The sequence below is a fragment of the Clostridium sp. AM43-3BH genome (genome assembly GCF_003479985.1).
In the GTDB taxonomy this organism is placed as follows: domain Bacteria; phylum Bacillota; class Clostridia; order Lachnospirales; family Lachnospiraceae; genus Otoolea; species Otoolea fessa.
The window spans coordinates 364197-378218 of record NZ_QUIH01000002.1 but is presented as its reverse complement, the minus strand read 5'-3'; the positions used below and the strand labels follow the sequence as shown (position 1 = coordinate 378218).

General features: G+C 40.4%; 9 protein-coding genes. 4 read left to right on the top strand and 5 right to left on the bottom strand.

Going from position 1 to position 14022, the window contains the following annotated elements:
• Positions 1–249: 249 nt before the first annotated feature.
• On the bottom strand, positions 250–2037 hold the full coding sequence (locus DW931_RS05115) for a phosphotransferase (protein ID WP_118481942.1): 1788 nt from the start codon (positions 2035–2037) through the stop codon (positions 250–252).
• Positions 2038–2666: 629 nt separating this feature from the next.
• Between DW931_RS05115 and DW931_RS05110 the strand changes: the two genes are divergently transcribed.
• Positions 2667–4265, top strand: coding sequence for a glucan-binding protein (locus DW931_RS05110; RefSeq protein WP_118468355.1), 1599 nt, complete (start codon positions 2667–2669; stop codon positions 4263–4265).
• Between the two features lie 361 nt (positions 4266–4626).
• A complete protein-coding gene (locus tag DW931_RS05105) occupies positions 4627–6198 on the top strand; it encodes an AAA family ATPase (RefSeq protein WP_107001442.1) in 1572 nt (523 codons plus the stop codon).
• A gap of 203 nt (positions 6199–6401) precedes the next feature.
• On the opposite strand, the gene DW931_RS05100 is transcribed toward DW931_RS05105, so the two are convergent.
• Both DW931_RS05100 and DW931_RS05095 read right to left on the bottom strand, forming a co-directional pair.
• The gene (locus tag DW931_RS05100) at positions 6402–8078 is read right to left on the bottom strand and encodes an AAA family ATPase (RefSeq protein WP_118468352.1); all 1677 of its coding nucleotides are present in this window, start codon (positions 8076–8078) and stop codon (positions 6402–6404) included.
• Positions 8079–8306: 228 nt separating this feature from the next.
• Entirely contained in the window at positions 8307–9854 is a 1548-nt protein-coding gene (locus DW931_RS05095; protein WP_118468350.1) for a glucan-binding protein, read from the bottom strand.
• Between the two features lie 106 nt (positions 9855–9960).
• Between DW931_RS05095 and DW931_RS15880 the strand changes: the two genes are divergently transcribed.
• Complete coding sequence (locus DW931_RS15880; RefSeq protein WP_182430020.1) at positions 9961–10101, top strand: hypothetical protein; 141 nt, start codon at positions 9961–9963, stop codon at positions 10099–10101.
• Position 10102: 1 nt separating this feature from the next.
• The gene (locus DW931_RS05090) at positions 10103–11431 is read left to right on the top strand and encodes an RNA-binding domain-containing protein (RefSeq protein WP_118481949.1); all 1329 of its coding nucleotides are present in this window, start codon (positions 10103–10105) and stop codon (positions 11429–11431) included.
• 114 nt (positions 11432–11545) lie between these two features.
• On the opposite strand, the gene DW931_RS05085 is transcribed toward DW931_RS05090, so the two are convergent.
• Positions 11546–11833, bottom strand: coding sequence for a hypothetical protein (locus DW931_RS05085; protein ID WP_118481944.1), 288 nt, complete (start codon positions 11831–11833; stop codon positions 11546–11548).
• Positions 11834–12168: 335 nt separating this feature from the next.
• Positions 12169–13788, bottom strand: a complete 1620-nt coding sequence (locus tag DW931_RS05080; protein ID WP_118481945.1) for a glucan-binding protein — start codon at positions 13786–13788, stop codon at positions 12169–12171.
• Positions 13789–14022: the final 234 nt, after the last annotated feature.

Below are 14022 nucleotides of genomic sequence, written 5' to 3'. Positions count from 1 at the left end.
AAAAGGCATTTTGACCCCTCTGATACCAGATTGCTCCGCACTATATGCTCCCGCAATCTTCAAAAACATTCGTAATTCGCTCATTTTTCTTTGAAAAATGGCTACTTACTCATGTTTTTGGCGGGTCCCAAGGTCAAAAATTCTCCTGCAAGCAAGCTTGTGTCGAACTTCTGACCTTTTGACCCTGGTATCATATCAAATTACTTTATAAGTATAACATAGAAAAATGTAAAATACCTAACGGAAATATTACAATTTTAACAAGCCCTCGGAAACAATTTTTCGATAATAATTTTTCGCATACCGGTACATCACGATCGTGTAATCGCCAAATTCGCGTCCTTCCATACTCTTGAAGACCGCCCAGAGCGCCCACAGGAAACCGCCCAGCGCCGCATAGGCATACGTGACAAAGCGTTCCTCGTCTGATGGGGCGTGCTGGAGGTATTCTTCCAGAAGGTGGTCAAGCTCTTCCTGTGAATAATATGAATAAATACTGCACATCGCAATATCAATGAGCGGATCGCACATGCCTGCATACTCCCAGTCGATCAGACGCAGGGAGCCGTCCGGCAGAAACAGGAAATTGTCTGCAACCGAGTCAATGTGGGAGAGGCAGCAAGGACGTTCCAGTGTATCCAGCCGATCCATCAGTTCATTCATCCGAGTGCGGACCGCCGGGTAGTCCTCGAACAGTATTTCCTCATGTCCGCGGCAGATCCTCTCATAAAAATCAATCCGTTCCCGGATGCGGAACGTGTGCGGAACCGTCACGCCGGAAAGATGCAGCTTCCGCAGCATCTCCATGCAGGCGGCCATCTCCTGCGGGTTCTTTGCATCCGCATTCCGAGCGCCCTCATAATACTGGGCGATCTTGTAGCCGGTTTTTCCGTCAAAATACAAAATATGTTCGGTAATGCCAAGCGGTGTGACCGCCTTGTAAACAGCCTCCTCCTCTTTCCGGTTAATCAGAAATTCTGTTCCCGGACCCGGAATGCGGCAGATATAATGTTTTCCATCCAGTTCAAACAGGAACGACTGGTTTGTCATGCCGGATTTGAGACAGCGGATGTTGTGTATCGCTTCCTCTTTTACATTGAAAACGCGTGCGACCAGCTGCATGGCGGCATTGTCCGAATGATTCTGATATTTCGGATCAAACAGGCGCAGTTCTTCCAGGTTTTCAAACTCATAGACCTGATCCGCCGGCTGGCAGTTCATCGAAAAATCCAGTTCTTTGATATGATCGACGACAACCTGTTCCCAGTACCATTGTTCTGTGCCAGGCTGATGATAGGCTTCCTCAATGAGCGGAATGAGCTGGTTGGAAAAATCACGCGAGAGGAACGCAGGTCCATACATGACCCAGGAATCATGCCCACCGACCTGCACCGATGTGATACGCCCCTTTTTATTAGAAGAAAGACACCACTCTGACGTTTCACCTTCCATGTAAACGGAAGAGTACCACGCGCCGCACTCATACTTATGGTACATATTATTTCGAATCCAGTTGTCCGAGACAAGCAGATACATATTGCGGCCGCGGAACAGCTCGCGGGCATGGTAGATCGTAGCCAGATTATTTTTGGTGGCGTACTCCGGGTTATAGAGGAGTTTGACCTGATATTTGTCGATCAGATATTCAAACTTTTCCTTTAAATAACCGACGATAATTGCGATATCCGTGATCCCCGCTTCATGGAGCTGCTTGATCTGGCGCTCAATCATCCGCTCGCCAAACACTTCCAGAAGCCCCTTCGGTGTCTCAAACGTCAGCGGCACAAACCGGGAGCCAAACCCGGCGGCGGTAATGACGGCGCCATCCACTTTAAATTGTTCCAGATACTTAAGCCCCTGTTCGGTCAGCAGATATTTCCCCGTATCCATATCCGTCATGAGAAATGCCTTCTCCAGGCAGTCCCCAAGCAATTTATTCACAGTCCCCAGGGAAAGATTCAAAATCGAAGCAAGCTCCCGCTGGGTTACATCCGGATTCTCATAGAAACTCCGGCAGATCAGTCCATAGCGATCCATATAAAACCTCCTGAATTATTAAATTCTTTTATTTTTCTCTTATATATTCACGTATTTCGTCATCATTATAGATGGATAAGAGTGAAAATAGGTTCTAGCTGTTGTGTGTTCAAAAAATAAAATTAAAAGTGATATATGAACATTATAGCATAAACACAGAGAAAGTAAACGGAAAAAGCAATGCTGCGGGGGGAGAATAAAGACTGTTACTGGGCACGTATGCGTGAATAGTGACGAAAGGCTTGATAAGGTGGTCTGTGGGAAATAAGAAATGTAAAAAATACTGGAAATACAGGCATTTTGGCGGTTAAAACAGGATTGTACAAATATAAATACAATTACGAAACCATAAAGAATTTTCGTAAAAAATCCGTAAGAAAATGCACAGATAAATGTTATGGTATTTTGGAAAAACGTGTATTATAATGTGAATGTATCGGAGAAAGGCAGTACTTCACAGGGAAGAGAAACATAGGAAATACAGACAATATTCCACTTCAAAATAAAAAGTTGGAAATTCTGTAAAAAAACTATTGATAATTTTCCATATCCGAAGTATAATGACCTAGTAATGCAGTTAGGATTTCGAGAAAAATATTTCAAAAAGTAAAAAGGAGAGTGCATTAATTATGAGAAAGCAGACTAAATTAGTTGCAGTACTTTCTGCAGCAGCTTTACTTGCTATGGGTGCTTCCATGACTTCTTTCGCAGCTGGTTGGGAGAAAGATGACGCTGGAGTTTGGCACTACTATGACAGCGATGATGAGATGGTAACCGACGAGTGGAAGAAAGATGGCGGCAAATGGTTCCATCTTGACGAAGATGGTGAGATGGAGACAGATACATGGGTAGATGATGACTACTATGTAGCTGAAGATGGTCATATGCTGACCAACGAGTGGAAAAAGACCATGGCTGATGAGGATGAAGATGATCCGGAAGACGGCGGCGAGCATTGGTACTACTTCAACAACAAAGGTAAAAAAGTTACCGATACAGATAAGAAGATCAATGGCAAGACCTACTACTTCAACGAAGATGGTGAGATGCAGTATGGCTGGCACGAGGAAGACGGCAACGCATACTACTTAGGTACTGAGGACGAAGGTTGGAGAGCTGAGTCTAAGTGGCTGTGGCTTGAGAAATCCGGTAACAATGAGAACGATCTGGATGATGATGATGATCTGGAAGTAGTTCTTGATTGTTCTGAAGATGACAACTGTGATGATGAGGGTTGGTACTGGTTCCAGTCTTCTGGTAAAGCATATCATGACACAGGCAAGAAGAAAATCAACGGCAAATACTATATGTTCAACGAGCACGGTCAGATGCTGTACGAGTGGATTGATGGTAAGGCTGTTGAACAGGGTTCCAACGCACAGCTTGATGGTAACCTTGCTAAGGGCGAATTAGCTACAACCAGCGTAATGAGATACTACAACGAAGTTGAAGATGGTTCCAGAGGTAACGGCTGGTATCAGATCGACGGCGCTGAGGATCTGGATGCTGATGGTGATACAGACTGGTACTACATCGATGACGGTGAAGTTAAATACGCTGATGGCGGTTCCAAAGACTTCGCTACTTACGATGATGACGGAGCTGTATACGTTCAGAGAATCAAAATTGAAGGTAAATACTTCTCCTTCAACGAAAAAGGTCAGATGCAGGATGGCTTACAGTACTGCCAGGCTGACGGCGGATTCTACTACTTCGATGCCAACGGCTATCAGAAGACTGGTCGCGTAACATCTGTAGAGAACGACGATGATGATTACACATTCTACTTCAACACCAAGAATGGTAAGAATGGTCTTGGCTACAATGGTCTGAAAGATGATTATCTGTACTTCAACGGTAAGAGACTGGATGCAGATGATGACTACAGACTGTACTACTATGATGGAGACATCTATCTGACCAATACCAAGGGTAAAGTTCAGAAGACCTCCAAGAAGTATGACATCGAGAACAAGGGCATCGCTGAGGATGATGTAAAAGTAGAGATCAGCGGCAAGAAAGTTGTATCCGTTACTTTAGCTAGCGGTAAGACAATCAAAGCTGAGGATCTGATTGCTGATGCAGAAGCTCAGTTTGGTAAAGATGTTGTTACAGAGGATCAGATCGTATCTGTACCGTTCATCCAGCTGTATGATGACGATATTTATACCTACACAAATCTGGCTGGTACTAAGGCTGTTGAAGGTTGGTTAGGATTAAACAAATAATTAATCTGAATTTTATTCGATTAGTCATTTGACCTAGGATAATTGAGAAGCGGTATTTCAGGATATTTCCTGGAATGCCGCTTCTTTTTTAGTAAAAAGAGCTCCGATACCTCGAAGTGTTTCGAGATGGCGGAGTTTTTTATGTGGTCGCAATGTAAATGAAGCCTGTCTGTATGACTGCATTTGCCCTCTGTCAGTTAAAGAATAGAATATGCAAAACTCTCTGCAGTACTATCATTTTGAGTTTAAGCATATCTTCCAAGTCTTGTTTCACTGATTCTTTCATGATATGATAATAAAAACAACAAATTATCATGATGTGTGATAAACGTGCAGTTTTATTAAAAAGAGAGGGAGCCATATGGGTATATATTTAAATCCCGGAAACGCAGCTTTTTCAGAAGCGGTGCATTCTCAGATCTATGTAGATAAAACAGAGCTGATTTCTTATACCAACAGTGTGCTGGCAACAAACCAGAAAAATATCTGCGTCAGCCGCCCAAGGAGATTTGGAAAATCCATTACAGCCAATATGCTGGCTGCTTATTATAGTAAGGGATGTCAGTCTGATACTTTATTTAAAGACCGAAAAATCAGCTGTTCAAAAGATTATAAAAAATATTTAAACACTTACACAACTATATTTTTAAATATCCAGGAATTTTTAAGTCGAAGCTCTAATGTAGAAGAATTGATTCAGCGGATCCGGCGTTCACTCATGAGAGAAATTCGCCGTGAATATCCAACGATTGATTTTTATGATGAATTAGATCTGACGGAAAATATGAAGGAAATTTATGCTGAAACAAATGAGCCATTTATTATAATCATTGATGAATGGGATTGTATTTTTAGGGAATACGCAGAAGATAAAGCGGCTCAGGAACGATATCTGGATTTTCTTCGTGATTTTCTAAAGGATAAGGCACATATACATCTGGCATATATGACAGGAATATTGCCAATAAAAAAATACGGTACCCATTCTGCGCTCAATATGTTTGATGAATTCTCGATGGCAAATCCAGGTGTTCTGGCGCAATATGTCGGTTTCACAGAAAATGAGGTGCGCTGCCTCTGCTCAGATTATCAAATGGATTTGGCAGAAATCAAAGAATGGTATGATGGATATCGCTTTGAAAAAGCCTCTTCTATTTACAGTCCGCGTTCGGTTGTGGCTGCTATGACTTCTGGTATCTGCGATTCTTATTGGAACCAGACCGAAACATTTGAGGCACTGCGCGGATATATTGACATGAATTTTGATGGGCTGAAAGACGATGTTCTCAGCATGATGGCCGGAGAAATGGTACCGGTCAATACAGGCAGTTTCAGCAATGATATGACGACATTTCACAGCGAGGATGATGTCCTGACTTTGCTGATTCATCTGGGATATCTTGGATACGATTTCAGCCATAAATCAGTTTTTATTCCGAATAATGAAATCCGTGGAGAGTTTGTAAATGCGGTTTCGGTTTCTCAATGGGGAGAGGTCTCGAAAGCATTGAAAAACTCAGCTGATTTACTTAATGCTATCTGGAGAAAAGATGAAGAAAAAGTAGCTGTCTATATGGAACAGGCTCATTTTGAAACATCCCATTTACAGTATAATAATGAAAATGCACTGAGTTATACTGTATCACTGGCACTCTACGCTGCCAGAAACTTTTATCAGGTTTATCGTGAATTTCCATCGGGATCTGGATTTGCAGATATAGTTTATTTACCGCGAAAAGAATTTCCGGATAAGCCAGCTTTGATTGTCGAACTAAAATGGAACAAATCGGCCGAAGGCGCAATTCACCAGATATTAAAAAAACAATATTTCCAGAATCTGGAAGATTATTCAGGAAATATGCTGCTGGTTGGAATCAATTATGATTTAAAGACGCGAAAACATGAATGTAAAATTTTAGAATTTAAAAAATGAAAAGCAAGTTATTTGTCACGGCGGCAGTAAAAAGAGATGTTGATTGAGAAATCCTCTTTTTGCGGCCGATGTGATTTGACATCCAATTCAAATCTGAATCATTAAGCTGATAGCTTGATATAAGAGGACTCCGTCACTTCAGAGAAGTCTGAGGTGGCGGAGTCCTCTTTTTGTCAAGGTCGAACGTTGTACCGTTTACTAATTCAATCTTTCAAATATACCAGGCAGCGTTTCTTAAAAAAAGCAATTCCATAACACAAAATTTTATCATAGGAATCCTCAAATTCTTTTGCATACATTTTTTCATCGATCTGGGCAAGTGCTTTTTGGCAGGATTGTTTCATCTGGTCAAGCGTGCTGGAATATTTCACTTCAAAAAGGGCCAATTGTCCATTTTCAGAGTCGTAGACAATCACATCGCTTCGTCCTTCTCCATGCTCTTTATTCGACTCCACCACATAACCGGCACCAGTAAAAATACCTGCCAGAAATGCATGGTAAAAGTCTTCTCGGTAATCATGATAACTGATGGTTTTTCTTAAAAGTTTATTCATCTCATCCGTCATCCTGTCGCTGTTTCCATCCCATACCGCATGAAATAATTCTGTGCGGTTCCAATGCTTCGTTGATTCGTTAAACCATTTTATAATTGTTGACTCAAAAATATCTTTGATTTCCCTATTCGGAATCATCAACGCGGTTGTTCCATCTGGAATAGTTTCTTGAATATCCATCTCTCGAACGCGCGTCAGATAACCGGTTAAATATAAAATACTCCATAAGTTATCCTCGGAAGAATGAAGATAATCATAGGTTAAATTTTCTTCAATCTTTTGGAAAATATATCCGCCGGACAATAATTTTTCCAATTTCATTGTGATACTGCTTCCAGCATAATCAATGAAAGAGCGAATAATTGCATTATCGCTTGTATTCTTCCAATAACTCTCAGGCTTCATGGAAGGATTATGCTGAAGATCCCGAAGATAATTCATCACATCCCACGGGCAATATACATCAAAGCATCCGAAATGATAACCGTCATACCAGGCTTTAATTTCATCCGAATATTCGGCAGTATTGGATTCCTTTAAAATCTGATTTACATCGTTTTGTGTAAAGCCAAAATATTCATTTAATCGAGAATCTGTGATGGTATCCGAAACAAAATTATTGGTTCCAGTGAAGATACTTTCTTTAGCAATTTTCAAGCATCCTGTCACAACCGCAAAGCAGAGGCTGGAATTATCTTTTAATGAGGTACTCATCATTGCTTTCATGATTTCCAGCATTTCCTGATAATACCCATTGCTGCTTGCTTTCGCAACGGGAACATCGTATTCATCCAACAAAAGAATAACTGTCTTCCCATAATAAGCCTGCATCATTTTCATCAAAATCAGGATAGAACCCTTTACATCTGTTGCAGATGCAGTCTGATTTTTTAGTCGTTTAAAAATCTCTTTATATGCATCGCTGACGGCATCGCTTTGCTCCAAATAAGAGTATTCGATGCATATCTGGGATATGACAAATTTCAGCATATCAAAAGCACTGTCAAATGTAATCCCATCTACATCCTTAAAGGTAATAAAAAGAGTCGGACGCTGATTCATCCATGTTTGACAAATAGCTGATTCATGACTGATTTCCAAATCTTGAAATAACGAATGGTTATCATGTCGAATATCGAAAAAATGTTCCAGCATACTCATAGCCAGCGTCTTTCCAAATCGTCTGGGGCGAGTAATCAGCGTGACGTTTGCTGTGCTTTTCTTTAATAATTCCGAAATGAGTCCCGTTTTATCCACATAGTAATATTCATTTTCACGTATCTGAGAAAAATCCGAGACGCCAACCGGAATATTAAGATTCGTCATAGAATCATCGCTCCTTTCGAAAAATCAGGCTGTTTTTATTATCATATCATGAAAGGCTGGGGGAAACAAGGTGGAGAAAGAGATTGAAAAGATAGAAAAAGTCCCCTGGGAATCGCCCTAACAAAAAAGGGTTGTTACACCATATAAGTGCACAACCCTTTTCATTTTATTCAGATCTGCCACACGTTTGTGTAACAGCTCTTCTTTAAATGTTATTTGAGATATAGATTATTTATTAGCTACAGCGTTCTGTGCTGCCTCGTAAGCATCTGTATTCTCGTAGTGTGTAACGCCCAGTGCATCCTGATAAATTGCATTGTCGAACAGCTCAATCTTCGGTAATGTAGCGGCGTTCTTATAGGTGCCCTCAGAACCATCTTTAGTAGAAGAGGCAATCTCGTATGTGTTTCTGAACGTAAACTTAACGTCATCACCAAAATTTTCTACATCATACTCTTTAGAAGTAGATTTCTGAAGTTTACCTTTGTTGTTTACCAGATAGTATTTCTTATCTACAACATAGATTCTGTAATCATCATCTGCTTCCAGTCTCTTGCCATTCCAGTAAAGGTAACCGGATTTCTCACCTGTATAACCCTGACCATTCTTACCATTCTTGGTCTCGAAGTAGTAGGTGTAGTTATCATCCTCTTCTTCAACATTAGCAATCTTGCCGGTCTTCATATAACCATCATTGTCGAAGTAGTAGAATTTCTTATCGATCATCTGTAAACCAGTCTGCATCTGACCAATTTCATTGAAGCAGAAGTTCTTGCCATTGATCTTGATCTTCTTGGTATATACTTTAGCACCGTCATCAGTTAAGTCAGTATTGTTCTTCTCACCGTCATCAGCTTTCTTAGCCTTACCGTCTTTGAAGTAATACCAATCGGTATCATCGCCTGCCTTAAGTGCATCAGCACCATCGATCTGATACCAGCCATCAGCTCTCCAGCCCTCTTCAACTACGTTCATGTAACGTACTTCAGAAGCGGTAGCTTCGATGGAATCGCTATCCAGTTTTGCATTGGAAGCCACGTTTGCTTTAACACCATTGATCCACTCATACAGCATCTGACCATGATTGTTGAAGTAGTAGTATTTACCGTTGATCTTTTTCTGCTTAGCGTCTTTGTACATCTTACCGTCGCTACCGAACCAGTACCAACCTTCTTCATCACACGGATCATCATCATTCTGAGAATCATGGCTTACGGCATCTGCTGCATCTTTCTCATCATCATCTTCGGAATCCGGAGCAGCTAACCACAGCCAAGAAGAGTTGGTTCTAGCACCGTCATCCTCTTCGCCTAAGTAGTATACGTTGTTGTTAGAATCAGCATACCAACCATACTGCATTTTTCCATCTTCATCGAAGAAGTAAGTCTTGCCATTGATCTTTTTATCATCAGAAGTGGTCTTTTTACCCTTGCTGCCGAAGTAGTACCAGCTTTCGCCATCCTCGTCCGGATCATCCTGATCGTCATCGGACACGGTCTTCTTCCACTCGTTAGTCAGCATATGACCATCTTCAGCTACATAGTAGTCATCGTCTACCCAAGAATCTGTCAGCATGTTGCCGTCATCATCCAGATAGAACCACTTACCACCGTCTTTTTTCCACTCGCCTGTTACCATCTCATCGTCGCTGTCATAGTAGTGCCAAACACCAGCGTCATCTTTCTCCCAACCAGCTGCGAAAGAAGTCATGGAAGCACCCATAGCGAGTAAAGCTGCTGCAGAAAGTACTGCAACTAATTTAGTCTGCTTTCTCATAATTAATGCACTCTCCTTTTTACTTTTTGAAATATTTTTCTCGAAATCCTAACTGCATTACCAGGTCATTATACTTCGGATATAGAAAAGTATCGGGAGGTGGGATTTGTCGATTTTTCGTTTCTTTTTTTCGTTGACTTTTCTTTCTTTCCCAAATACAATAGAAGAAAGAAAGAAAGAAAGAAAGAAAGAAAGAAAGAAAGAAAGAAAGAAAGAAAGAAAGAAAGAAAGAAAGAAAGGTGAATAGTATGCTTTCGTTTGAGAATCAAGAGGTGGAATTTAAGCAAGAATATGTACCTGAGATTCGAAAAGAAGTAATTGCCTTTGCAAATGCTTCTGGAGGTACTATTTTGATTGGTGTTAGAAAAGATGGAGCAATTATTGGCGTAGATGATCCAGATGCAATCATGCTTCAGGTTGCAGGTTCTTTAAAAGATTCTATCGCACCTGATATTATGCCTTTTGTCAATATAAAAACTGTGGAAATTGACGGAAAAACGGTCGTTGAAATTAATATTGCAACAGGAACGAATCGTCCATATTATATTCGGGAAAAAGGTCTAAAGCCCAGTGGTGTATATGTTCGAAAAGGAAGTTCTTCACAACCCATGACAGATGAGGGCATCCGGGAAATGATCATTCAAAGCGGCAGATGTTCCTATGAAACAAGCCGAAGCATGAATCAGGATTTGACATTTGAGTATTTTGAAAATGAGATGCACAAACGAAAAATTGCGTTTGGAAGATCACAGATGCAAACATTAAAACTGATAGGTGATGATCATTTATACACAAATCTTGCATTGCTATTATCGGATCAATGTGAAGTAACAACAAAAGTGGCTCTTTTTCAAGGAACAGATAAAGCGGTTTTCAGAGATAGAAAGGAATTTTCTGGTTCTATTTTAAAACAATTGGAAGACGTTTATCAGTTTATTGATTTAAACAATAAAACGCAAGCCAGTTTTTCGGGTTTAATCCGTATTGATAAAAAAGATTACCCAGAAGAGGCAATCAGAGAAGCGCTTTTAAATAGTATCGTTCATCGAGATTATTCGTTTAGTGGAAGTAATATTATAAATATTTATGACGATCGTATAGAAATTGTCTCATTGGGAGGATTGGTTTCCGGACTGGAATTAAATTCTATTTTTCTGGGTGTATCGCAGCCAAGGAATCCTAATTTGGCAGCTATTTTTTATCGCATGATGTTAATAGAAAGTTATGGTACAGGAATTGGAAAAATTCAACGAGCCTATGGAGATAACGAAAAAAAGCCTTTTTTTGAAACAGCAAAAGGTGTTTTCCGTGTTACACTTCCAAATAGAAACGAAGGAATACAAAAGCTGTCAAAACCAAGGAAACGTCTGGTAGCAGTTTACCGACAGCCGCTATCTTCTGAAAAAGCTGAAATTCTCTCATATGTAGCAGAGCATAAAAAAATAACAAGAAAAGAAACCGAAGCGCTTTTAAATATAGGTACAACAAAAGCGTATAGGATCTTAAAGGAATTATCCAGTGCTGGAAAATTGCATATAAATGGTTCTGGAAAAAATGTTTATTATACAGGAGAGTAACGGAATAGCGAATCAATCATCTGAAAAATTCTGTATTAAAGAAAATAATTTATCTGAAAAAGAGGTGTCCTCAATCATAATGATTAAGCGACACCTCTTCTTGTTTATCTGTCTTTATTTTTCTTTTGGCTGCACACAGCGGCTGAATCCCCACTCGCTTACATAAAGTACGGCTGCGGCCGGAATTGCTGTTACACAGACAACCAGCAGATTAAAAAGCCATTTAAAATTGGTAATGAAGTGCAGGCTCTGCGGAACTGTGATTTTATCATATAAAAATGCCAGAATCTGTGGATCTCTGGTTAAAGTAAATGCTAAAAATGCCACTCCGATTCCCAGCACAATCGCCATGCCAAAAAGGATTCCCCAGACACTCCAGGTTGTTTTTGTATTAGCTGTCATACTCGATTGCCTCCTTCAAATTGAATTGATGGCTTTAGTGTAACGCAAAGATGTGTTCCTTTTGTGAAAAATACATAAAATTTCTGGTTATCTTTGTAAAAAGTATTTTATATACAAAAAACAGCATACAGAGGCACGATTTTCTTGTTATCTTCGCATCCAAAATTTTTCGCTGATACACATTGGCAGAACTTTATGAATAAAAATTGAAGGTTGCTTGTCGCTACAAGAAAGGAACTTTGTTGCCCTAACAAAAAAGGGTTGTTACACCATATGGCGCACAACCCTTTTCATTTTATTCAGAGAAATTATAAACTAACTCTAAAGAATTAATACTATCTCCAAGTGGAAGTTACAGTAACCTTTCCAGCTGCATCTGTAGTAGACTCATATGTGTATACGTTATCGTACAGAGAGATAAACGGAACGGTAACATCTAAGTTCTGCTTTTCAGCATCAAAATTATTACTTTTAGCTACAGCAGCTTCTACAGCATCTGTATAAACTTTAACGGCTTTACCATCAATGCTGGATACAACACCGTTCTTGTTAGTCATTACAGTAACGTCATCAACGTTTACAAAGCTCTTGTTCTCAATATCGTCGAAGTCTCTACCCTTTGTACCGGTAGCTTTCTGAACTTTACCCTTGCTGTTTACAAGATATACTTTACCTTCTACATAGAAGAATCTGTAATCATCATCTGCTTCCAGTCTCTTACCATTGTAGTACAGGTAACCATCTTTCTCACCAGTGTAACCAATACCGTTCTTACCATTCTTGGTAGTGAAGAAGAATGTGTAGTCATCATCGTCACACTCTACAGAAGCAACTTTACCAGTCTTCATGTAGCCATTTTCATCAAAGTAGAAGAATCCACCATCATTCTTGATGAACTGAAGACCATCCTGCATCTGACCTTTTTCATTGAAAGCAAAGTATTTATTTCCGCTTACTTTTACTTTCTTTCTCATGACATAAATCTTCTTGTTATCGTTATCTGTTACACCAGCGAAGTCACTAGCTTTAGCGTAAGTGATTTCACCGTCATCGATCAGGTACCAGTCGGTATCGCTGTCAGTTCCCATATCCTCGGAACCATCCATCTCATACCAGCCATCGCCTCTCCAACCTTCTTCTACAGCATTGTAGTAGAACATATTGCTTGCAGTAGCCTGTTTCTTATGGCTTCCATCAAGTTCAGCGTTGGAACCATATTTTACAGTATTTGTATTATTGATCCACTCGTACAGCATCTGACCATGTTCATTGAACATGTAGAATTTGCCGTTGATTTTCTTCTTTGCAGTGCCGGTATACATCTTACCAGAAGACTGGAACCAGTACCAACCTTCATCATCACACATCTCACCGTTGTTGTCGTTGCAACCTGGAAAGATATCCTGATCATCAGTCTCATCGCTGTCTAAAGATCCAGACTTAGACAACCATAACCACTGAGACTCTGTTCTAGCGCCGTCCATCTCGTCACCGTAGTAGTACATATTGCCGCCTTCATACTGCCAGCCATACTGCATCTTACCATCGGAATCGAAGAGATATGTTTTACCATTGATTTTCTTGGTCTCGTCAGCAACTTTTTTACCTTTGTTATTGAAGTAGTACCAGTTCTCGCCATCCTCGTCCGGATCATCCTGATCATCATCAGACATGGTGTACTTCCAAGCGTTTGTCAGCATAGCGCCGTCATCGCCTACATAGTACTCATCATCGATCCACTGGTCAACAGCCATATCGCCGTCTTCGTCAAGGTAGAACCACTTACCACCATCTTTTTTCCACTCGCCTGTTACCATATCATCGTCGCTGTCATAGTAGTGCCAAACACCAGCGTCATCTTTCTGCCAACCAGCTGCGAAAGAAGTCATGGAAGCACCCATAGCGAGTAAAGCTGCTGCAGAAAGTACTGCAACTAATTTAGTCTGCTTTCTCATAATTAATGCACTCTCCTTTTACTTTTTGAAATATTTTTCTCGAAATCCTAACTGCATTACCAGGTCATTATACTTCGGATATGGAAAAGTATCGCAAGTTGCAAAAAAAGGGAGAGATAATGTTACTGTTCACAGGTAGGCACTTTTGGAACCGAAAGTGCCGTAAGAAAACGTGGTGGCAGCAGGAATTTGCCGTATTTAAATGCGAAGCCACGGCAAATTCCGTTACTGGGC